The following is a 22,324-nucleotide window of genomic DNA, read 5'->3' on the forward strand; positions in this document are numbered from 1 at the left end:
ATGCTGTCGCGCAGGGATTAAGCGTAGATTAACGCCGGTCAGATCCAGTGCAGGGTCAGCATCGCCAGCACCCCGTAGCGGGTACCTTTGGCCAGGCTCACGATCAGCAAAAAACGCCATAACGGCTCGCGCATCACCCCAGCCACCAGTGTCAGTGGATCGCCGATGATCGGCAGCCAACTGAGCAGCAACGACCAATGCCCCCAGCGCTGATAGTGAACGCGTGCCTTATCCAGCTTCGCGGAGCTGACGGGGAACCAGCGGCGGTCCTTGAAACGGTCAACCGAGCGGCCCAGCAGCCAGTTAACCACTGAGCCCAGGACATTACCAAGGGTGGCGATGGCAAGGAGTAACCACAGGCTGTAATGGCCGCTGAGCAGCAGCCCCACCAGCACCGCTTCCGATTGCATCGGCAACAGCGTCGCCGCACCGAAAGCGGCGAAAAACAGTCCCAGGTAGCCCGCCAGCATCGATCAGTGTACCGGGTAGTCAGCGATCACTACGTCTTTGCCTTCGCGGGTCAGGCCGATGACCTGAAAAGGGTGGCTCATGCCGTCCGTTTCCATCCCCGGCGAGCCCATTGGCATGCCCGGTGCGGCGACGCCCAGCAGATCGTCGCGCTTGCGCAGGGCCAGAACCTGCTCTGCGGGCACATGGCCTTCGACGAATTTACCGTCGATCACCGCCGTGTGGCAGGACCCCAGGCGCGGCGCAACACCCAGGCGCTGCTTGACTGCGCTCATGTCGGTTTCGACAAGGTCATTGACCTTGAAACCGTTGCTTTCCAGGTGGCTGATCCATTTTTTGCAGCAACCGCAATTGGCATCGCGATGCACATCAATCGGGATCAGCTCGGCAGCCTGGGCCAGGGTAGTCATGAACAGGGCCGACAGCAGGGTCAGGCGCAGGGTGGTTTTCATCGAAGGTCCCATAGGTAACGAAATGTACGGAGATAACGCATTCTCCGCGCTTTTGAGAAAAGGGTCGCCTGGTTATGTTTCGAGATTATACGGAAGGTTGACAGCTCCAGGACGCAGTAGCCTAGCGTCCTAGAGCTGTCGGCAAACTGAGGGGAAGATGACGGTTTTGTCAGGTCAGGCGTTTTCCAGGTGTTGCTTGAGCTGCTCCAGAGCCTGATTCGACAGTTCTGTCATGCGCTCATGCAGGGTGGTGAGTTGCAACTCAGTCTCATAACTGAGAACGCGCTTGAACAGGGTGCCGCTGCCTTGCGCCTGCAGAACGTAGTGAATGCAGCCATCCACTGCCGGTGAAGTGAATACAGTCTTGAACTCACGGGGCGGCACGGCGATTTGCACCCTGTAGCTCAAGGGCACTCGCACGCCCAGCAGGTCGATCATTTCGGTGAAACGGTGGCCGGCGGGCAGCGAACCGTGGGTGCCAGTGTCGGCACTCAGGGAAGTTGGATGCCACTCATGCCAGCGATCCGGTTGGGTCACGTAGTCGTAGACAGCTTCGATGGGGGCCTGGATATAGCGTTCCTGGCTGATCCGCTCAAGGCGGTTCGGCTGCTCAACGGCATTCATGACACACCTCCTGTGTGGCGAAAGTGGGCACTAGGACTGTCAGAATAGTCGCGCTCCCGTACATCGCACGGGAGTGTTCGGGCTTTTTGTCAACGCACTTTGAAGCGGCCCATCAACGCAATAACCTGGCCATTAGCCTCCAGCAAACTCTGGGTATTGTCTTCAGTGGCGTGCCCGCTTTGCACCAACTCTTCAACCATATGGCGAATGTGCACCATGCTGCGGTTGATCTCTTCGGTCACCGCGCTTTGCTGTTCGGCAGCGGTGGCGATCTGAGTACTCAGGTTGTTGATATGGCTGACGGAGCCGGCCATTTCATCCAGCCCGCTGTTGACCCGAGCGGTGGCATCGGCCGCCGACTGGCAACTGGCCTGGGTATTTTCCATGGCCGTGACCGAGGAAGTGACGCCCAGGGTCAGGCGCGCGAGCATTTCGTTGATTTGCGAGGTGCTGGCTTGAGTCCGGGCGGCGAGGGCGCGCACTTCATCGGCCACCACGGCAAACCCGCGTCCCTGCTCGCCGGCACGGGCGGCTTCAATCGCCGCGTTGAGCGCCAGCAGGTTGGTTTGGCCGGCAATGGCGCCGATCACCCCAAGTGTCTCTGTGATGCGCTGGGCGTCCTGGCGCATGTTTTCCACGGTATGGGTGGCGCTGGAAACTTCGCCGATCAAGGCACTGACGCTCTTGGAGGCTTCCCCCACGACGATTCGCGAACGGTCTGCGTGTTCGTTGGCGCTCTGGGTGAAGGCGGCGGTTTCAGCGGCGTTTTGCGCCACGGTGTCGGCGGTGGAGCTCATCTCGGTGATGGCCGTGACGGTCTGGTCGGTTTCCGAGGCGTGGCGTACCAGGATCTGGTTGGTCTGGGCCGACGTTTGCTGCAACTGCGCCAGGCTTGAAGACATGGCGCCGGTGGCCAGGGTTACTTCGCCGATCATGTTTTGCAGGTAGACGATAAAGCGGTTGACCGAATGACCAATGGCACCCAATTCATCCTCGGTGTGGATGGTGATACGCCGGGTCAAGTCGGCGTCGCCGGCGGACAGCGCATCGATATTGGTTTTCAAGGCCTTCATGCGCTGCACCAGTTGGCGAATCGCATAGACCTGCAACAGCACCAGCAGCAGGACCATGGGGATCTGCAACAGGCTCAAGGTGCCGAGCACGTCATCGCGCTGGGCGGTGATCAGCGAGGTGGGCAGGGCGGTGGCAAGGAACCACGGTGTGCCTTCAATAGGGCGCATAAAGAAGGTGCTGGCTACGCCCTGATTATCGAACTCGTTGCGTTGCAACGGCTGGTCGCGATGGACCAGGCCGGCGCTGACCTGGGCGGCAAACGCCGAGGTGCCTGCCAGTTCGCTGATGTTTTTCAGCACCACCTGGCCGCTGATGCGCGAGCTGTTGCTGATGATCTTGCCGTCACTTTCGACGATCAGCATTTGCCCACCGATGTCTTTTTCCTTGCGAGCTACCAGGTCATTGAAAAAGCCCAGGGTCACGTCAATGGTGGCAACGCCGTAGGGCGCGCCATCGCGCTGGATCACCATGGCGCAGTTGGTGCGCGGTTCTTGGCTGGCGTCATCCTTGTAGGCCGCCGCCCAGGCGCACTGGCCCCGAGGTGTGGCCATGCCGCCTTTGTACCAGGTCTGGTCGTAATAGTTAGGGGCTGCGTCGCTGTTCCAAAAAGTATTGACCGCCAGCTTGCCCGACACATCGCGATGCCAGAAGGTGCTGTGTTTGTTGCGCCCCGGTGTGCGCTGGTTGGGCAGGGGCCAGATGCCGCCGCCGAACACTTTCAGTTCGCCGTACTGGTCCACCAGGCCGGGCAACACCTTGTCGATGGCATCGCTGTCGAGCAGGGGAATAGTTTGGGTGATGCTGCGCTGCTGGGCCTGGACCTTGTTCAGTTCGCCCTGGATCTGTTCAGCCACCTCGGCAATACGGTTGAGGGCGACCTGTTCCTCGGTTTGCCGAAGCTTGGGAGCCACCAACTGTCCTATGCCCACGACCGTCAAGACGAATAGCAGCAGGACGAATAACACCAGGAACAGGGTGTAGCGGGCTTGGATAGAGCGCAATGGGGGCATGGGGGTCGTCCTTACGAAGCGTTTTATTATTCAACGCGGCTTTTTTAGAGCTTCGTAGGGCTATCGGCCTGGAAAGAAGGAGCTTTAGGTACGATGGTGCAAGAGTGTTCGAGCGCATGAGGGGAAGGTCGTCCACGATCAGGATGAACGACCAATATTTCAATAGCTTACAGCTGATAGTTCTTTAGCTCTCTAGCAATCACCATCCGCTGGATTTCACTGGTCCCTTCATAAATCTGGGTTATCCGTGCATCCCGGTAATAGCGCTCCACCGGGTAATCTTCCAGATAGCCGTAGCCACCATGGATCTGCATCGCCGAGGAACAGACCTTTTCCGCCATTTCCGAGGCGAACAACTTGGCCTGGGATGCTTCTGACAGGCACGGCTTGCCAGCACTGCGCAGGCGAGCAGCATGCAGGATCAACAAACGCGCGGCATTGAGGCGGGTCTGCATGTCAGCCAGCAGGTTGGCCACGCTCTGGTGCTCGATGATTGCCTTGTCGAACTGCACCCGGTCACGGGCGTAAGCCAACGCCGCCTCGAACGCGGCGCGGGCAATGCCCAGGGCCTGGGCGGCAATGCCAATGCGGCCGCCTTCCAGGTTGGACAAGGCAATGGCCAGGCCCTTGCCACGCTCGCCCAACAGGTTAGCTTCGGGCACGGTGCATTGATTGAGGGTGACTGCACAGGTGTCCGAAGCGCGGATGCCCATCTTGTGTTCGGTGCGATCCACCACAAAACCTGGCGTGTCAGTGGGAACGAGGAATGCAGAAAGCCCTTTCTTGCCCAGTTCCGGGTCTGTCACGGCAAAGACGATGGCCAGCTTGGCCCGTTTGCCGTTGCTGACAAATTGCTTGGCGCCGTTGATCACCCATTGGCCGTCCCGCAACTCGGCACGGGTACGCAGGTTGTGGGCTTCGGAGCCGGCCTGGGGTTCGGTCAGGCAGAAGCAGCCGATGGCCTGGCCGCTGGCAAGGTCGGCCAGCCAGGTTTCTTTCTGCTCTTGTGAGCCGTAGTTGAGGATGGGGCCGCAACCCACTGAATTATGGATGCTCATCAGCGCGCCAGTGGCGCCGTCACCGGCGGAAATCTCTTCGACGGCCAGGGCGTAAGCCACATAGTCGACATAGGTGCCGCCCCATTCTTCCGGGACCACCATGCCCAGCAGGCCCAGTTCGCCCATCTTCGTCACCAGGGCATCGTCGATCCAGCCGGCTTTTTCCCACGCTTGGGCATGGGGCGCGATTTCGCCTCGGGCAAAGTCGCGCGCCATGTCGCGAATCATGACTTGTTCTTCTGTAAATTCAATATCTTGCATGGATTAGTTCCTGTTCTGCTCGAAGTCACAGAAGAAGCTTTCGACGTGGCCGGCATCCAGCGCCTGCAGAGTCGGCGGGTTCCATTGCGGGGATTTATCCTTGTCGATCAGCAGGGCGCGCACGCCTTCGATCAGGTCGCCACGGGCAAACCACTGACGGTCCAGGTGCAACTCCAGGGCAAAGCAGTCTTCCAATGCAAGGTGCCGACCACGCCGGAGCATTTCCAGGGTCACCGCCATGGCCAGTGGCGAGCGGCCCTGCATCAGCTTGACCGTATCCAACGCCCATTCGTGGCTGTCAGCGACGGTGACTTGCTGCAATTGCTCAACGATGCTGGGCACGTCGGGCAGGGCGAAGAAGTGTTCGATGGCTGGGCGCAATTTAGCCAGCGGCGCGTCGGCAAGCTGCTGCACTGCCAGTTTGGTCAGCAGGCCCTGGAGATCCTTGAGCGGGAAGTCATGCCATTGCAGGAGATCGAGTTGCTGGTCAAGTTCCGCCAGCCTGGCGCTGTCCAGGTACCAGTCGGCCAGCCCACAGTACAACGCGTCGGCAGCGCGGATCTGCACGCCGGTTACGCCGAGGTAGATGCCCAGTTCACCGGGAATACGCGGCAGGAAATAGCTGCCACCGACGTCAGGGAAGTAACCGATGGCAACCTCTGGCATCGCCAGACGACTGCGTTCAGTGACCACCCGAAGGTCGGCGCCCTGGACCAGGCCCATGCCGCCGCCCAGGACAAAGCCGTCCATCAGCGCGAGAACAGGTTTGCGGTAATGATGAATCGCCAGGTCGAGGGCGTACTCTTCGACGAAAAAATCCTGGTGCAGGGTGTCGCCGTTCTTGAAGCTGTCGTACAGCGAGCGTATGTCGCCGCCAGCGCAGAAGGCTTTTTGCCCGGCACCACGCAGGACGACGGCGTGAACTTGCGGGTCGTCAGCCCAACCCTGCAAATGCCGGGTGAGGCTGCGGACCATGTCCAGGGTGATGGCATTAAGGCCAGCAGGGCGATTGAGGGTGAGGTGGCCGATGTGGTTGCGTATCTCGGCGAGGACGTCGTCCTGGAGGGACTCGGCGCTGCACGTCGCCTGGGATGGAGCCTGAGCAGTCATCTGTAACTCCCTGCTTTTATTGTTCTTTATTAAAATGTTCGCGGACGAACCATTTCCCGATCGTACCAGTGCAAATTTGCCAAGTACAACTCGGAATACTGCAGGTCGTCTTTGCATTTATGCAGGGTAGTTATTATCAAAAAAACGGCCTGGCCTGCCTAGACCCGCCCCGCCAATACCTGGCCAATGCTGCGGCGCCGGGCATGATCTTCAGCGGTATGGATCAGTTGCTCCAGTTCCGTGGGCGTGACGTCGAAAAACTGCTCCATTTCGGCCAGGGCCCGCTCCAGGTCAACGGCAGTGATCTTGGGATCAGGCTCCTGGAGGCGATTGCCCATCATGATCACCGGCGCCTCTACCGCGCCCTTGGGGTAACGGGTACGGGTCAGGTTGTTATAGGCAATGGCCGTCACCAGCAATGTGCCAGCACCGAGCATGACTGGGCCGATTGCCTGCCAACCCAGGGCGATGGTCGCCGGGTCTGCCAACACGAGTGTCATTGCCAGCCCGCCCGACGGCGGATGCAGGCAGCGCAGCCAGCACATCAGGATCAGCGCCATGCCAGCGGCCAGGCACGCGCTGCCCAGCGTGCGGCCCAGTACTCTTGCTACCAGCAATGCCACCACACTGGCACACAAGTAGCTGCCAACGATTGACCACGGCTGGGCCAGCGCACCGGATGAAACGGCAAACAGCAACACGGCAGACGCGCCCAAGGGGCCAATCAGGTGCATGGCGACGTCCATGCCAAACACCTGGGCACAGAGCCAGACACTGAACAGAGTGCCCAAGGCCATGCCGATGGCGGCGCGACTCCATTCGGCGGGGCGGGTATTGATGGCAGCGGGGAACCAGCGAGCAAGCATTAATCGACGATCCAGAATAAAAAGGCGGGCAACAAAAAGAAGGGCTTCTCTGGTTTCCCGGAAAGCCCTTCGAAAGTTCCAACATTTGGGGGAAGAACCGATGCAGTGTGCCGATCAAACAAAACCCTCGCCAATGCATATTAATGCACGTTAAGTGCAGTAATTTTGGAGTTAATCACCTTGAACCCAGTGGCCCCTCCATCCAGGCAGGCCAGGCTGACGGTTGTCAGCGCTCAGCCTTGCTCAGGTTCAGCAGCACGTAAGGGTTTTTGTCGAACTGCCCGCTGAGTGCAGGTGACAGCACGCGCACGCGCGGGTCGCTCGACCCTTCAAAGTCGGCCTGGCTCATCACCAGCCAGGCCGGCCCCTGAACGAGGGCGAGTTCAGAGGGCAACTGGGTGAACAAGGGCACCCGGTCACAATTGAGGTTGACCATGAACTTGATGGCTTTGCCGTCCTTACCCAGGGCATGCAGCACCAGCGGCGCCGGATGCTGCTGGATCAGGGCCTGGGCACCCAGGGTAAAGGTACGCGTGTCATAAAGGCTGCGTTCCAGCGGCTCCACCACCATGATGTAGGTCGACCACACCGCCAGCACCGAACAAAAGGCCGGGCCTACTGGCTGCCAGCGCCATTTCAACAGTATGCCCAGAAGCAGCACCTGCAGCACGGCCAGCACGGTGAACACCAGGCCCAGGCTATTCAACTGCTCGGGGAAGCGATGACGGGCCATCAACAGGGCGCCAATCAACAGCGTCGGTATGAGCGCCCACACCCCCAGCATCAATCCCCGCAACCAGGCAAAGAGCCGCCCCTGAACACCCCGAAAAGGGTAGGCCGCAATGATTGCCGCCATGGGGATCATCGGCAGCATGTAACGGGCCTTCTTCGCCTGCGGGATCGACAGCCCCAGCATCACGATCAACCCGGCAGCCGCGCAAAACAGCAACAACTGCAGCGCCGGATCAGACGGTCGCCGCCCGTTGATCAGGACGGCAATCAGCACCAGGATCGCCAATGGATACGCCAGGGCATAGTTGCCCAACGAACTGGTGAAGTAATAGAGCACACCACTGGAACCTTCGCTGCCATCCATGCGGCCGAGGAACTGCATGCGGATCACGTCCTGCATGAACGCTTCACCACCGCTGAGTTTGGCCAATAGCAACAGCAGGCCAACACAGGCCACCAGCAACGCCAACGCGAGCAAACCGAAGCTGAACAACTGACGCCATTGCCGGTTGATCAGGTAATAGCTGCACAACACACCGGTGGGAATCACCAGGCCGATCGGCCCACGAATGGCAAAGCCCAGGAGCAACAACGCCAGCAGCCAATGCCAGCGTTTGCCGCCACCGAAGTGATCATGAGCGTAGCCCAGGTAAAACACCGTCAGGGCTACGGCAGCCAGCATCTGGTCCAGGGACACTGAGCGGGTTTCGCTGATAAAGGTGCTGCTGAGCAGCAGCAGGGCGATGCTCAGCAGCGCCCAGCGCCGGGAGTAGGGCGCTGTCAGTCGGTAGATCAAGGTGACGATAATCGCCGAGGCAATGGCCGTCGGCAGCCACGCCGTCAGGCTGGTAATGCGCCCCAGCGGTAGCGACAACAACCAGGTAAACAGGGTCGACGTCGCCAGGTAGTCCGCATAGGGCTGCCCGTAGGTTGTGGGAAAGAAGCTCGGCCCATGGCGCAGCATCTCCTGGGCGAACAACACAAAGCGCGAGTCAAAACCGATAATCGCCTGGTCCCAGTTGCCGGCGATGAACAGCATCAACGCCAGCAGCCCAAGGCCTAGGGAGTGTCTGCGGATCGTGGCGCCAAGCAGCGGTGCTGGAACTATATCCACGTCTTACGCTTCCAGCAGCCGGGGAACCCATTGCTGCTGGGGGATCGGCAGGTTGCACGATTCTCCGCGGCCCATCGGGAAATACTGGAAGCCCTTGCGTGCCAGGCGCTCGGCGTCGTACAGGTTACGGCCGTCGAAGATCACCGCAGCCTTGAGGCGCTGTTGCAGCAGGTCGAAATCAGGCGCCTTGAACTGCTGCCACTCGGTGCAGATGATCAACGCATCGCTACCGCCCAGGGTCGACTCCGGCGTGCCCATCAGCATCAGCCGGGGGTCATCACCGTAGAGGCGCTGGGTTTCCTGCATGGCTTCCGGGTCAAAGGCACGCACGTTGGCGCCCGCCGCCCATAGCGATTCCATCAATACCCGGCTGGGCGCATCGCGCATGTCATCGGTGTTGGGCTTGAACGCCAGGCCCCACAGGGCGAAAGTCTTGCCGCGCAAGTCGCCTTTGTAGAAGGCCTTGATCCGCTCGAACAATTTGCTCTTCTGCCGCTGGTTGATGGCTTCCACCGCTTCCAGCAGGTCGCTGGAGCAATTGGCTTGCTTGGCACTGTGGATCAGGGCCCGCATGTCCTTGGGAAAACACGACCCGCCGTAGCCGCAACCGGGGTAGATAAAGTGGTAGCCGATCCGCGAATCGGCACCAATCCCCAGGCGCACAGATTCAATATCTGCGCCCAGGTGTTCGGCCAGCTCGGCGATCTGGTTGATAAAACTGATCTTAGTCGCCAGCATGCAGTTGGCGGCGTACTTGGTCAGCTCGGCACTGCGCAGGTCCATGAAGATGATGCGGTCGTGGTTGCGGTTGAACGGCGCGTACAGGTCGCGCATCACTTCGCGCACTTCTTCGCGCTCGCAACCAATGATGATCCGGTCCGGGCGGCGGCAGTCAGCGACCGCCGAGCCTTCCTTGAGGAATTCCGGGTTGGAGACGATATCGAACTCCAAGTTGCGCCCGGCCAGGTGCAGAGCCTTTTCGATATGGGCGCGTAAAGTGTCGCCGGTGCCCACGGGCACGGTGGATTTTTCCACCAGGATCACGGGGTCGCGCCGGTGACGGGCCACCGCATCGCCCACCGACAGCACGTACCTCAAGTCCGCCGAACCGTCCTCGTCCGAAGGCGTGCCCACGGCAATGAACAGTACCTCACCGTGTTCCACCGCAAGCTTTTCATCGCAGGTGAAGATCAGGCGGCCGTTCTCCAGATTTTCCTTGACCAGGCTGGCAAGCCCTGGCTCGAAAATACTCACGTGCCCCTGCTGCAACAGGCGGACCTTGTTTTCATCAACGTCCATGCAGATGACATCGTGACCGACCTCGGCCAGTACGGTGGCTTGTACCAGACCGACGTAACCACTACCAAATACGCTGATTTTCATGGGGCATTCCTGGGGCTTGCACTGCTGATACGACGGGAGTTGATCGTCAGGACACCGAGGATGATCAATGCCACCCCCAGGGTTTTTGACAGGGAAAAGTGTTCGTTGAATACCGGCAGGCTGGCAGCCAGCAGGTACACCAGGGCGTAGCTGATGCTCAGCAGCGAATAAGCACGCCCCAGGGGAAGGCCCTTGAGGGCGCCGAGCCAACAGAGCATCGACAGCGCGTAGGCGAAAATCGCCAGGATCACCACGCCCAGCGCGCCAAGGTCGATGGCGCCGCTGTTCAACGCCGTCAGCCATTCGCTGGGCAGCGGCAGGCGGGTCATGCTCCAGCGCATGCCCAACTGGGCACCGCTGACCAATGCAACGCTGCCCAGGGCCAGGGCAAAGCCGCGAATCCGGCTCATACCTCACCTCCCAGCAGCGCCACACCGGCGATCACCAGGGCGACACCCAACCAATGGCGACGGTCCACAGGCTCGTGGAAGACAAAACGCGCCACCAGGGTCACCAGCACAAAATTCAGGCTGAGCATTGGGTAAGCGATGCCCACTTCCAGGCGCTGCAAGACCAGCAGCCATACCAGTAAACCCAGGCCCAGGCAGAACAATGCCGACCACAGCCAGGGCGAGCGCAGTTTTGCGGCCCAACCGTCAGGCTGGTCACGCCAGCCTTCCACGGCAAACTTCTGCGAGACCTGACCCATGCAGGTCAGCAGGCAAGCAGCCAAGAGCAGCAGCAGGGTCATGGTGCAGCCTGCGGGAAAATCAGGATCACCATGTTGCCTTGCTCGTAGCGCTTGCCATCCTTGGGCAGCAAGTCCACTTCCTGCCTTTCATCATCGCCCTTGACCCGCATGACCACGCCCACCGAACCTTGTTTGCGGGCGTCCGTCATCCATTGCTGGACCTGAGCAGCGTCCACTTTGCGGTAGGCGGTATCTGGATAGGCGATGCCGTATTTGACTTCACCGACGGTGTTGTACAACGCCACTTCCGGACGTTTTAGCCGCCACGACAGGGCGGACGCAGCGCCCAGGTCGTTGCTTAGCAACGAGGCTGTGCGGGCCAACTCATCGGTGTGATCGATGATGAACTGATCCGGCGTCTTGTTATAAACCACCGAATGGGGCAGGGCGGCAGGTACCAGAGCAACCAGAAGCCAGCTGCCAATCGCCGGCGCAGCCCACAACCGCAACGGACGCGCCGCTTGCAGCAGGTTGGCGATGATCCAGCCGAACAGCACGATAAACACCAGCACCAGGCTCAGCAGCTCCTGGTTATGCTCGTACACCGGCTTCTTCAACTGGAAATACACCAGGGCCAGCAACCCCAGCAGGCCGAGAGTCAGGTTGAGCCAGCCGTTGACTTGCAATACCCGGCCACGGGCCTGGGCCAGCTTGTCCGCCAGGGTATTGCCCATCAGCAACGCCAGGGGCAGCAGGCACGGCAGGATATAAGCCGGCAACTTGCCCTTGCTCAGGCTGAAAAACGCCAGGGGCATCAGCAGCCACAACAACAGGAACGCAGTCTTGTTGTTGCGTTTTTCCAGCCACGCCTGTTTCAAGGTGGAGGGCAGCAAGGCCACCCACGGCAGACAGAACGCCACCAGCAGCGGCAGGTAATACCACCATGGCTGATCGTGCTGGGCATCTTCACCGGCAAAGCGCTGAATATGCTCATGCCAGAAAAAGAAATGCCAATAGTCCGGCTCCTGGGCATGTACCGCCAACGCCCACGGCAAGCTGACGACAATCGCCACGGCGACCGCCACCAGGCCATAGCCCAGCAGCTCACGAAAGCGCTTTTGCCAGATCATGTAGGGCAGGGCGATCAACACCGGTAGCAGCCACGCCAGAAAACCCTTGGTCATGAAACCCATGGCACAGGCCACACCCAGCAAGGCCCAGGACCACAAACGGCCGCGATGGCTGGTGCTGTCGACACATAGCCACAAGGCCACGCCGGTCAGGTTGACCCAAAAGGTGAATTGCGGATCAAGGTTGGCGTAGCCACCCAGTGCCGCAACGCTGACAAAACTCATGTACAGCACGGTGCTGACCAGGCTTTTGCGCGGGTCATGCCACAAGCGTCGGGACACCCAGTACACCAGCAGGACGCTCAAGCCGGTGGCCAGCGCCGAGGCAAAGCGCACGCCAAACAGGTTCTGGCCAAAAATGGCCTGACCCAGGGCGATCATCCAGTACCCGGCCGCCGGCTTTTCAAAATAGCGGATACCCATGAAATGCGGCGATGCCCATTTGCCGGTCAGGAGCATTTCCTGGCTGATCTGGGCATAGCGGGTTTCGTCCGGAATCCACAGGCCATGGGTGGCCATCGGCAGCAGATAACACACGCCAAAGACCAGCAAGAGCAGGGGCAGGGCCCAACGACGAATCATGCCTTTTGCACTCCCAGCCAACCCTCGCGGCCGCTCAATGCTCCGCGAACCAGATGTTCCTGGGGCAATGTGGCGGGATCGCTGGGCAACAAGCTGCCCAGCGGTTGAAACGCGATGCCGCGCTGCCCTGCCTGGGCAAGCAACTGGCGAAAATCATTGGCCATCAGAATCCCTTCTACTTCTGCGTGGATCGTATAGACGTTGAGTTTCGATTCGGTGAAGCGGTCAAGAATGAAGGCATTAAAATCCTTGGCCGCTATCACCGGCCCGACCACTTCGTCAAAGGTTGGCAGGCCCACCGGAATCTGCGGCGTGCCAGCACTGCCATCGGCCAGGGTCGGCCGGAACAGGCTGGTACCACGGCAATCGCTGTTGTAGCGAAAGTTGAAGCCTTGCTTGGCCTGCACCACACGTTCATCGGCACGCCAACCGGCGGCGGCCGAGCAGTCGACGCGCTCACCAAGAATGTCACTCAAGGTGTCGACTCCACGGCGAATCTGCTCCACCAATTGCTCATCGCTCCAGCGCCCGGCATTAGCCTGCCAGCCATGGTGATCCCAGGCGTGCAAACCGACTTCATGCCCGGCCGCCCTGGCCTGGCGCATCAGGTGCCCCAGGTCGCGACCGATGGGCTTGCCCGGCCAGGCAGTGCCGGCCAGCAGAATGTCCCAGCCGTACAGGCCGGCGGCATTGGAGCGCAGCATTTTCCACAGGAACTGCGGGCGGATCAGGCGCCACAAATGACGGCCCATATTGTCCGGCCCGACACTGAAGAAGAACGTCGCCTTGATCCCGGCTTCATCGAGCAGCTCCAACAAGCGAGGCACCCCTTCACGGGTGCCTCGATAGGTGTCGACGTCGATGCGAAGACCTGCCTGCATCAATGCTTGTCCGCGATTTCGAGCATGGCTTCACGCAGGAAGAAATCCAGGGTATTGCCAATGGTCTCGCTCATCTCCACGCTTGGCTCCCAGTTCAGCAGGCGCTTGGCGTTGGCGATGCTTGGCTTGCGGTGTGCGACGTCCTGGTAACCGGTGCCGTAGAACGCCTTGCTCTCGACATCACGGAAACCGGCAAACGGCGGGAAGTTGCCGCGCAAAGGGTGAGCTTCGAACTGACGCAACAGCTCTTCGCCCAACTGGCGGATGCTGGCTTCGTTGTCCGGGTTGCCGATGTTAATGATCTGACCGTTGCAGGCGTCATTGTCGTTGTCGATGATCCGCGCCAGGGCCTCGATGCCGTCGGCGATGTCGGTAAAGCAGCGTTTCTGCTCGCCGCCGTCGAACAGGCGGATCGGCGTGCCTTCCACCAGGTTGAGGATCAGTTGGGTGATTGCGCGAGAGCTGCCGATGCGCGCCGAATCGAGGCGGTCCAGGCGCGGGCCCATCCAGTTGAACGGACGGAACAGGGTGAAGTTCAGGCCCTTAGCGCCATAGGCCCAGATCACCCGGTCCAGCAGTTGCTTGGACACCGAATAGATCCAGCGCTGCTTGTTGATTGGCCCGACCACCAGGTTGGAGGTGTCTTCGTCGAAGTTCTGGTCCTGGCACATGCCATAGACTTCGGACGTCGAGGGGAAGATCACGCGCTTGTTGTACTTGACGCAGTAGCGGACCAGCTTCAGGTTCTCTTCGAAGTCCAGTTCAAATACGCGCAGCGGGTTGCGGGTGTATTCGATTGGCGTGGCAATGGCCACCAGCGGCAGGACCACGTCGCACTTCTTGATGTGGTACTCGATCCACTCCGAGTGAATGCTGATGTCGCCTTCCACGTAATGAAAGTTGGGGTGGCTACGCAGGCGCTCGATGGCGTCGGAGCCGATGTCCAGACCGTACACTTCATAGCGGTCGTCGCGCAGCAGGCGCTCGGACAGGTGGTTACCGATAAAACCGTTAACGCCGAGGATCAGCACCCGTGTACGACGTGGCTTGCGACCCGACTCGGCACCGCGCAGCACGGAGCCGTCTACCAGGCCCAGCTCGTTGGCAAGCGCTGGACCGGCTAGGTACAGACCGTTGTCGTTGCGCTGACCGAAACGCACTACCAGGGAATCTTCACCGCAGGCAATGCGCAGCGGGTCAACGCTGATCACGCGGCCCGGGGCCTGGCCTTCGTTGCCTTTGACGACCTCGGCGCTCCAGACAATCAATTTGTGCTCGCCCGCAGCGCAGAAGGCGCCCGGATACGGTTGAGTCACTGCACGAACCAGATTGAACAGTTCTTGCGCGGGCTTTTTCCATTCCAGCTTGCCATCGGCGGCGCTGCGGCGACCGAAATAGGTGGCCTGGCTTTCATCCTGGGCAGTTTCTGTCAGCGTGCCCTCGGCCAGTTGCCCCAAGGCATCACCCAGCAGGTGGCTGGCGGCGTCACGCAGTTTGGCGTGCAGGGTCAGGCCAGTGTCGCTGCGCTCGATGCTGACCTTTTGCTGGGCGAGGATCGCGCCGGCATCGGCACGCTTGACCATGCGGTGCAGGGTCACGCCGGTTTCAGTTTCACCCTTGACCAGCACCCAATTGGCCGGTGCACGACCCCGGTACTTGGGCAGCAGAGAACCATGCAGGTTGAACGCGCCTTTGGCAGCGGTAGCCAGCAGCGCTTCGCTCAGCAGGTTGCGGTAGTAAAAGGAGAAGATGAAGTCTGGCTTGAGCTTGGCCACACGCTCGATCCACAGAGGGTGATTGGCGTCTTCCGGCGCATGCACCGGGATACCGTTGCGGGCGCAGAGCTGGGCGACGGAGCCGTAGAAGTTATTTTCCTTGGGGTCGTCGGCATGGGTGAACACGGCAGCAATGTCGTAGCCGGCTGTGAGCAGGGCTTCGATGCCTGCACAGCCAATGTCGTGGTAAGCGAAGACAACAGCTTTTGGATTCATGACAAAACCTGATCGGAAAGTGAAGTGGAAGTATGGGAAGAAGTCAGGCCGTCGACGATAACGACCGGAGCCGGTGCTGCCGGTTCGTTGCGCAGCACCTTTTCAATAAAGAACCGTGGCCGGGCCCGAACATCGCTGTACATACGCCCCAGGTATTCACCCAACAAGCCCATGCCGATGAATTGGCCGCCGGTAAATACAAATAGCACGGCGAACAACACGAACATGCCGTCGCCCGCCCACTCGGCGCCAAAGGCCAGGCGCAGCACGATAAGCAGCAGCGCAAACAGCATGCCGATGGCGGCCAGGCTGAAGCCAACGATGGACAGCAGGCGCAGCGGCGTGGTGGTCATGCAGGTCAGCAGGTCGAACATCAGGCTGATCAGGCGCATGGCGCTGTACTTGGATTCACCGTGTTCACGCTCGGCGTGCTGCACGAGGATTTCCGTGGTGTGGCGGGCAAAGCCGTTGGCCAGGATCGGGATAAAGGTGCTGCGCTCGCGGCAGGCCAGCATCGCGTCGACAACGGTGCGCCGATAAGCGCGAAGCATGCAGCCGTAGTCAGTCATGGCAACGCCGGTGGAGCGCTGCACGGCAAGGTTGATCAAGCGCGACGGCCAGCGGCGCAAAGCCGAGTCCTGGCGGTTGTTGCGCACCGTGGCAACCACGTCGTAGCCCAGGGCGGCCTGTTCGACTAAACGCGGGATTTCTTCCGGAGGGTTTTGCAGGTCGGCGTCGAGGGTGATGACTACGTCGCCCCGGCACTGTTCAAAGCCGGCCATGATTGCCGCGTGTTGGCCATAGTTGCGGTTGAGGATCACCGCCACCACATGGCTGCCGTTTTCGGCGGCTGCCTCTTCCAGCAACTGGGCCGAGTTATCGCGGCTGCCGTCGTCCACCAGGATGATTTCGTATTCATAAGCCAGCTGCTTGCACGCTGCCGTGGTGCGACGAAGCAACTCAGGCAAGCTCTCTTCTTCGTTGTAGACCGGGATAACGATCGACACGCAATGAATAGGGTAGGGTTTCAAGATTCATGACCTCGGTTAGAGCAACTTGGCGCGTAAAGACGACAACAGCCAAAGGTTGAAAGTACAGTGATCCGAATAAAAATAGAGCGGTTTGCTTACGGTCATTCGACAGTTGCGTTGCCTGGTGCCTGGACACCTTGAGTAAAGACCACAGTGCTCAAAGGTAAAGCATAATCAACGGGTTAGTCTGCAAAGCGCAGATTGTTCTCAAGTCCTGCGCTCAAGATTAAGCGCAAAAATGTAGAACGAATATGAAAGGCCTATGAAAAACTCGTTTATTTGGTGGGTAGACAGCTAGTGTTCAGCTAAATAATAAGGGCAGAGACAAACGAGAAACTTTTCGCGCTGTAGCGCCTCATCTCTAAGTCATTTGTCCCACGCCAAAAATGGATTAACGGGTTTTCTGGCGAACAACTTCCCGGTGCTCGGCGGCCGCCGCCATGGCGACGGCCCGATTTTGCTGGCGAATCTTCTCTGCTTTGTCCTGCAAGTGCCGGTAAAGTAAGCCATCTCTTGCCTGGATAGTCGGATGAACAACGTGCAGCTTTTACGCGGCCAATTACGGCCGGTCTTGATGGTGTTGTGGATGACAGTCGTGTACGCCTGCGGGGTTCAGGCCGATGAGGGGGTGGTGCTCACCCAGGTCACTCAGGTACCGCCCGGCGTGGAGGTACGAGGCAAACAGGTGGCGGCGTATGCCTGGAGCGACCGACAAGGCCGTAATCTGCTGGTGCTGGCCGAGCAACAGGCGAGTGAACGCGATGACGATGGCACACAGTCGGCGTCTGTCTATGCCGCCCAATACCTGCTCGATGGCGACCGGCCCAGGCGCCTGTGGATGCTCTACGACGACGTGCAGCACTGTGAATTTGACGCCGGCCTGCACTTCGACAGCGCAGCAACCAAGGTCACTGACCTGCTTGGCGACGGCATCACCCAAGCCACTGTCGGCTATTCACGGATGTGCACCAGCGACGTCAGCCCCCATGAGTTCAAGCTGATCATGCACATCGGCAAGTCGCAGAAGTACGGCCTGCGTGGCGTCGACCGCTATGGCGCCAGTTGGTGGGATGAAGAGGCCGGGGCACTGCAGGGCATGCCGCTGCCCAAGGATTGCAGCGTGACAGGGCAGCAAGCCCTGGTCAGCCAATACAAGGAGCAAGGCACCGAACTGCCGCTGCCGGGCTGTTACGCCGATGAACAGGACTTTGCCAAGGCGCCGGCAGGCCTGCTGGAATTCATGCGCCGGCACTGGCTGGCGGTGATGTATAAGCAGGATGCCCAATGGGGCCAACAGCAGACCCAGGACCGCACGGAGGGTCAGGAATAGGTTCGATGGTTTGGTGCGAGCCGCTGACCTGCGCTAGACTCGGTGCTTGCCCAACCACTAAATACCTTGGCTAAACAAATGCTTAGTCGCGGTATTTAATTCCAAGGCTGATCTATTTTGACTGAGCTTCCCCACGCCCCGACCCGAAACCCCTTGACCCTTTACCTCATGCGGCTGGCCCCGTCGAGCCAGTTGACCATGCGTTATGTGCTGCAAGACGCCGCCGACCGCCTGGGTTTCGAAGAGGTCAATCTGGAAGACATCGACTGGCATCTGCTGCAGCCCGAACACGTTATAGGCCTGGTGGCGGTGCTGCGCGAAGACGGCTACGCGCCCAATACCTCATCGCTTTACGTCAACGCCGTGCGTGGGGTGATGAACGAGGCATGGCGCATGAGCCTGATCAGTCAGGAGCATCTACTGAAGATGCGCTCGGTCAAGGCGATGGCAGGTACGCGCTTGAGCCAGGGCCGCAACTTGCGGCGCACGCTAATTCGCGAGTTGATGGACGTTTGCGCAGCCGATCCACGCCCCCAGGGCCTGCGGGACGCGGCAGTCATTGCAATCCTGTACGGCTCGGGGATGCGCAAGTCGGAGTCGGTCAACCTCGACCTGGCCCAGATCAATTTCGACGAACGCAGCCTGCGGGTCACGGGCAAGGGCAATAAGGAGCTGATCAAGTACGCGCCGGCGTGGGCCTTTGCCAAACTTGAAGCGTGGCTGGCGTTCCGTCGCGCGCAATTGGGTGAAGGGCAGGAGGACGATGCCTTTCTGTTCAACCGCATCCGCCGGGGCAGCCATATCACCCGCGAGCGCATCACCAAGCACGCGATTTACTACATCGCCCGTCAGCGCGGGCAGCAAGTGGGGGTGAAGATCATGCCCCATGATTTCCGTCGTTCATTTATCACGCGAGTGATTGAAGAACACGACCTGTCCATCGCCCAGAAACTGGCGCACCACACCAATATCCAGACCACCGCCAGCTACGACGTTCGTGATGACAATGAGCGACGGCGGGCGATTGATCGGTTTGACCTGTAAAACTTGAGTTTCAATCATTTGCCCGTAACGCCATAGGTATCTACACATCTTCGAAAGCAGAAATGACCGTAACAGTTGTCGAGCCCCAGCGAGGTTATGTCGGCCGCACCGCCGCTATCGAGCCTGGCGCCAGGACCGAGGCATTCCCGACGCAGCCTCGCCGAAAAAAACACACCGCCAAAAGAGGCGGTGTCTGGGTTAAAGCGAGGAGGGTGCAGAGCATGCCTCCATCAAGGACTTACTGTTGCTCGACCTCGGGAACATGGATCAACAGATCCCCCGGCTGACAACTCAGGTGCTTGCATATTGCATCCAAAGTGGCCAATCGAACCCCCTTTACCTTGCCTTGCTTCAGCAGTGAAAGGTTGGCTTCGGTAATGCCGATGGCTGATGCCAGGTCTTTGGATTTAACTTTGCGCAACGCAAGCATTACGTCCAGATGAATGACAATTGACATAAGGGTCTCAAACGAAAGTACGGTTTTCAGAGTCCACTTCACTGGCTTGCCAGAGAATACGCGCGATTATCGAAATACACGCCGCCAGGAACAAGGCAACAAAAGTCTGCGCATTAAAGCTCACGGTTAACAGTTTTTGGCCCACTGGTTCATTCATCGTAACCCAGAGGCTGAGCATTGGCTCACACAAGAAGTCCAGCAGCACCCACAGCGCCACCGCCTTACCGACCTTGCCCAGGCGCAAGGCGGCCGCACCGGAAAAATACTCGCCGCTGGCATAGCTCTGAAACAGCCGACGCAAGTTCCCCAGGCCGAACGTCAACACCAGCAGCGGTACACTCGACAATACGATACCGCCCAGCGTTTGCCACCAAGGGAACAGCGCTGCGACCTCCGTTCTTGGCGACAGCTGCCGCTCGGTGAGCGCGAAACCCAGGCCTAATCCCTCATTGGAAGCCAGGGAAGGGAAAAGCCACAGCGCCACATTGAGCGCCAGCATCACGACTATCAGGATTAACGTGGCAACCGACATAAGCTGGCTGAGTTTAGCAAGACGAAGTGACGTCATAGTGAAGCCTCACAAAGTATGAATGAGCGTCTAAGTTAAGCCATAAATCATCGCAAAACAATAATTAATTATCGCAATTTACGCATAAATTATTTGTATGCCCCTTGTTGACTGGCTTGCCGCGGTACGTTTTTATCGTCTGCCGACCCGCTTCATCACCACCACAAAAAACACCGGCACAAACAAACACCGTGACCGATATTCTCGAGTCCATTGCAGGTGATCTGCCGGATGCCAGCGAGCTTGCGACTGCGTAAAAGCAGTTACAGTTCCAGCTTGTAGCCCACGCCGTAGATTGAGCGAATCGGGTCCTGCCCTGGGCAGGCCTGTTCCAGTTTGCGGCGCAGGTTGCGGATGTGGCTGTCCACCGTGCGGTCGGTGACGACCCGATGATCGAAGTACAGCTTGTCGAGCAATTGATCCCGGGGAAATACCCGCCCCGGGGCGTCGCTCAGGGTCTTGAGCAGGCGCAGTTCAACCGGTGTCAGGTCGAGGGCTATGCCGTCGAACGAGGCGCAGTAGCGCGCCTCATCGATACACAAGCGTGTTGTGACAGGTTCGCCCAGCAACGGTCCGCGGCGCAGAATCGCCTTGACCCTGGCCATGACTTCCCGAGGGCTGAAGGGCTTACAGATGTAGTCATCGGCGCCCAGTTCCAGGCCGATCAAACGGTCGATTTCCTCGACTCGAGCGGTGATCATAATCACCGGCACGGCGCTGAAGGTTCGCAGTTCACGGCAGACCTCCAGGCCGTCGCGCCCCGGCAGCATCAGGTCCAGCAAAATCAAGCGCGGGTTGAACACCTGCACGGCGGGTAACACATCCAGACCGTTGTCCACACAATGTACGGTGTAGCCGTCGCTGGTCAGGTAGTCACGCAATAGCGCGGCGAGTTTGGGCTCGTCTTCAACTACCAGGATCGGTGCGTCTTGGCTCATCGGTTCAGTTTCCATAAGGTAAGTGGACGACTAGCCACAGGCCGCCCAACGGCGAAGGCATCGCGCTGATCTGGCCGCCGTGGGCTTCGACGATGTTGCGACAGATTGCCAGGCCCAGGCCGGCGCCACCGTTGGCCCGGTTGCGTGATGCATCGCCTCGGTAGAAACGCTCGAACAGGCGTGGCAGGTGCTCGGGGGAAACACCAGGGCCTGAGTCTAGAAAGTCGATGGTCAGCGCCTTGGCCGTCGGTATCAGGGCGATTTGCACACGACCACCGGCAGCGGTGTAGCGCAGGGTGTTTTCCAGCAGATTGCTGAACAGCTGTTGCAAGCGGTCGGCGTCCACTTCAAGTACGCAGGGTTTGCTCGGCAGTTTCAGCTCCATGCTCAGGCCGCATGCCTGGCTGCGCTCGCGGAACAATTCAACGCTTTGGCTGAGCAGTTCGCCCACGTCACATTGGCTTTTGCGGTAGGCGAGGGCGCCGACATCCGCTAGGGACAGTTGGTAAAGGTCTTCGATCAGTTTGCCGAGCCTGCCGACTTCGCTTTGCAGCGAGTCCAGGGCCGTGCGATCGAGAGGGCGCACGCCGTCTTCGAGGGCTTCCAGTTCGCCGCGCAAAATGGACAGAGGTGTGCGCAACTCATGGGAAATGTCGGCCATAAAGTCGCGGCGCATGCGCTCGTTGCGCTCCAGGGTCAGGGCTAGCTGGTTGAAGTCCCGCGCCAATTGCCCGACCTCATCTTGCGCGGCCACCGACACCCGGCAGCTGTACTCGCCGACGGCCAGGCGATGAGTGGCCGCCGCCACGCGCTTGACCGGGCCGAGCAGAGTTCGGGAAATCCACCAGGCGATCAGTGTGGCCAACAGCAAGGAACCGACACCAACAATCACGCTGGTATGCAGTTGATAGCGGCGGAAAATATCCCCGCCACCTTCTGAAACGCTTTGGAACGGGGCCAGGGCAACCCAGCCCACGATTTCGCCCTCGACGACGATAGGGCGGGTGATCGCCTCATCCGTGATTTTTTTGTAGCCGGCCACTCGCCGCTTTTGTACATCCAGCAAGGCCGTGCGAAACAGCACGCCGGTGGAGTCGGGCATCACGGCTTCCTCTCGCGGGATATCGAGTGGGAAGTCGACACCCGGAATGGGTCGCATCAAGTCGAACAGCCGCCGAGGATCATCGCGAACGCCATCCCAGCCACCTTCCTGTGCGTAGAACTCAGCCAGCCGGGGCAGTGCTTTTTCCAGTCGGGTAATCCCTTGGTCATTGAGATAGCCGATAAAGCCGCGCTGAAAACTCCAGCCGGTGGCGGCGCTCATAACCAGGATCACCAGCAACACGCTGGCAAATACGGCGGCGAACAGTTTGGTGGAAATACTCAGCTTCATGGGGTCGGGCAAGTCGCGGAATGTGCGCCATTTAGGCCCGCTGGCGCACAGGATTCAAGGGCGGACGGTAATCTTCAATTTTCCTGCACATTTGCCACTCAACATAGCGCCAGGCCCAAGCCTTCCCTTTGTAGTA

General features: G+C 59.7%; 21 protein-coding genes and 1 pseudogene. 2 read left to right on the forward strand and 20 right to left on the reverse strand.

Annotation, left to right across the window (positions count from 1 at the left end; genetic code table 11):
- Positions 1 to 38: 38 nt before the first annotated feature.
- The 16 genes and pseudogenes from FQ182_RS15415 to arnC all read right to left on the reverse strand — a co-directional run bounded on the left by FQ182_RS15415 (position 39) and on the right by arnC (position 16,458).
- Complete coding sequence (locus FQ182_RS15415) at positions 39 to 470, reverse strand: YqaA family protein (protein WP_149414930.1); 432 nt, start codon at positions 468 to 470, stop codon at positions 39 to 41.
- Between the two features lie 3 nt (positions 471 to 473).
- Entirely contained in the window at positions 474 to 920 is a 447-nt protein-coding gene (locus FQ182_RS15420; protein ID WP_149414931.1) for a DUF411 domain-containing protein, read from the reverse strand.
- Between the two features lie 174 nt (positions 921 to 1,094).
- Positions 1,095 to 1,544 (reverse strand): SRPBCC family protein, encoded by a 450-nt coding sequence (locus FQ182_RS15425; RefSeq protein WP_149414932.1) that lies wholly within the window; start codon positions 1,542 to 1,544, stop codon positions 1,095 to 1,097.
- A gap of 89 nt (positions 1,545 to 1,633) precedes the next feature.
- A complete protein-coding gene (locus tag FQ182_RS30940; RefSeq protein ID WP_371923884.1) occupies positions 1,634 to 2,479 on the reverse strand; it encodes a methyl-accepting chemotaxis protein in 846 nt (281 codons plus the stop codon).
- A gap of 15 nt (positions 2,480 to 2,494) precedes the next feature.
- Positions 2,495 to 3,628, reverse strand: a pseudogene (locus tag FQ182_RS30945) (cache domain-containing protein); the annotation flags it as partial.
- A 167-nt stretch (positions 3,629 to 3,795) separates the two neighbouring features.
- Positions 3,796 to 4,947 (reverse strand): acyl-CoA dehydrogenase family protein, encoded by a 1,152-nt coding sequence (locus FQ182_RS15435; protein WP_149414934.1) that lies wholly within the window; start codon positions 4,945 to 4,947, stop codon positions 3,796 to 3,798.
- A 3-nt stretch (positions 4,948 to 4,950) separates the two neighbouring features.
- Positions 4,951 to 6,057 carry an enoyl-CoA hydratase/isomerase family protein gene (locus tag FQ182_RS15440; protein WP_149414935.1) on the reverse strand — a complete coding sequence of 369 codons (1,107 nt, stop codon included), beginning with the start codon at positions 6,055 to 6,057 and terminating at the stop codon, positions 4,951 to 4,953.
- A 158-nt stretch (positions 6,058 to 6,215) separates the two neighbouring features.
- Positions 6,216 to 6,923, reverse strand: coding sequence for an HPP family protein (locus FQ182_RS15445; protein ID WP_149414936.1), 708 nt, complete (start codon positions 6,921 to 6,923; stop codon positions 6,216 to 6,218).
- A gap of 226 nt (positions 6,924 to 7,149) precedes the next feature.
- Positions 7,150 to 8,769 (reverse strand): glycosyltransferase family 39 protein, encoded by a 1,620-nt coding sequence (locus tag FQ182_RS15450; RefSeq protein ID WP_256666381.1) that lies wholly within the window; start codon positions 8,767 to 8,769, stop codon positions 7,150 to 7,152.
- Positions 8,770 to 8,772: 3 nt separating this feature from the next.
- The gene (locus FQ182_RS15455; protein ID WP_149414937.1) at positions 8,773 to 10,152 is read right to left on the reverse strand and encodes a UDP-glucose 6-dehydrogenase; all 1,380 of its coding nucleotides are present in this window, start codon (positions 10,150 to 10,152) and stop codon (positions 8,773 to 8,775) included.
- Complete coding sequence (gene arnF / locus FQ182_RS15460) at positions 10,149 to 10,562, reverse strand: 4-amino-4-deoxy-L-arabinose-phosphoundecaprenol flippase subunit ArnF (protein WP_149414938.1); 414 nt, start codon at positions 10,560 to 10,562, stop codon at positions 10,149 to 10,151. The genes FQ182_RS15455 and arnF overlap by 4 nt, the downstream gene beginning before the upstream one ends.
- Entirely contained in the window at positions 10,559 to 10,903 is a 345-nt protein-coding gene (arnE, locus tag FQ182_RS15465) for a 4-amino-4-deoxy-L-arabinose-phosphoundecaprenol flippase subunit ArnE (protein ID WP_133102534.1), read from the reverse strand. Before arnE ends, arnF begins: the two co-directional genes overlap by 4 nt.
- Positions 10,900 to 12,555: a lipid IV(A) 4-amino-4-deoxy-L-arabinosyltransferase gene (gene arnT / locus FQ182_RS15470; RefSeq protein ID WP_149414939.1), complete on the reverse strand. Its 1,656-nt coding sequence runs from the start codon at positions 12,553 to 12,555 to the stop codon at positions 10,900 to 10,902. Before arnT ends, arnE begins: the two co-directional genes overlap by 4 nt.
- Positions 12,552 to 13,436 carry a 4-deoxy-4-formamido-L-arabinose-phosphoundecaprenol deformylase gene (arnD, locus tag FQ182_RS15475; RefSeq protein ID WP_149414940.1) on the reverse strand — a complete coding sequence of 295 codons (885 nt, stop codon included), beginning with the start codon at positions 13,434 to 13,436 and terminating at the stop codon, positions 12,552 to 12,554. Before arnD ends, arnT begins: the two co-directional genes overlap by 4 nt.
- On the reverse strand, positions 13,436 to 15,427 hold the full coding sequence (gene arnA, locus FQ182_RS15480) for a bifunctional UDP-4-amino-4-deoxy-L-arabinose formyltransferase/UDP-glucuronic acid oxidase ArnA (RefSeq protein ID WP_149414941.1): 1,992 nt from the start codon (positions 15,425 to 15,427) through the stop codon (positions 13,436 to 13,438). The genes arnD and arnA overlap by 1 nt, the downstream gene beginning before the upstream one ends.
- Complete coding sequence (gene arnC / locus FQ182_RS15485) at positions 15,424 to 16,458, reverse strand: undecaprenyl-phosphate 4-deoxy-4-formamido-L-arabinose transferase (protein WP_149414942.1); 1,035 nt, start codon at positions 16,456 to 16,458, stop codon at positions 15,424 to 15,426. Before arnC ends, arnA begins: the two co-directional genes overlap by 4 nt.
- A 529-nt stretch (positions 16,459 to 16,987) precedes the next feature.
- Between arnC and FQ182_RS15490 the strand changes: the two genes are divergently transcribed.
- Together FQ182_RS15490 and xerC are read left to right on the forward strand one after the other, a co-directional pair.
- Positions 16,988 to 17,788: a M949_RS01915 family surface polysaccharide biosynthesis protein gene (locus FQ182_RS15490; RefSeq protein ID WP_149414943.1), complete on the forward strand. Its 801-nt coding sequence runs from the start codon at positions 16,988 to 16,990 to the stop codon at positions 17,786 to 17,788.
- A gap of 168 nt (positions 17,789 to 17,956) precedes the next feature.
- Positions 17,957 to 18,832, forward strand: coding sequence for a tyrosine recombinase XerC (gene xerC / locus FQ182_RS15495; RefSeq protein ID WP_149414952.1), 876 nt, complete (start codon positions 17,957 to 17,959; stop codon positions 18,830 to 18,832).
- Positions 18,833 to 19,070: 238 nt separating this feature from the next.
- On the opposite strand, the gene FQ182_RS15500 is transcribed toward xerC, so the two are convergent.
- The 4 genes from FQ182_RS15500 to FQ182_RS15515 form a co-directional block, all read right to left on the reverse strand.
- Positions 19,071 to 19,289 carry a helix-turn-helix transcriptional regulator gene (locus FQ182_RS15500; RefSeq protein WP_149414944.1) on the reverse strand — a complete coding sequence of 73 codons (219 nt, stop codon included), beginning with the start codon at positions 19,287 to 19,289 and terminating at the stop codon, positions 19,071 to 19,073.
- 7 nt (positions 19,290 to 19,296) lie between these two features.
- Complete coding sequence (locus tag FQ182_RS15505) at positions 19,297 to 19,857, reverse strand: DUF2975 domain-containing protein (RefSeq protein ID WP_149414945.1); 561 nt, start codon at positions 19,855 to 19,857, stop codon at positions 19,297 to 19,299.
- 263 nt (positions 19,858 to 20,120) lie between these two features.
- Positions 20,121 to 20,795: a response regulator gene (locus tag FQ182_RS15510; protein ID WP_149414946.1), complete on the reverse strand. Its 675-nt coding sequence runs from the start codon at positions 20,793 to 20,795 to the stop codon at positions 20,121 to 20,123.
- A gap of 4 nt (positions 20,796 to 20,799) precedes the next feature.
- Positions 20,800 to 22,188, reverse strand: coding sequence for an ATP-binding protein (locus FQ182_RS15515; protein WP_149414947.1), 1,389 nt, complete (start codon positions 22,186 to 22,188; stop codon positions 20,800 to 20,802).
- Positions 22,189 to 22,324 lie beyond the last annotated feature (136 nt).

Origin of the sequence: Pseudomonas sp. ANT_H4 (genome assembly GCF_008369295.1) — a bacterium.
GTDB lineage: Bacteria > Pseudomonadota > Gammaproteobacteria > Pseudomonadales > Pseudomonadaceae > Aquipseudomonas.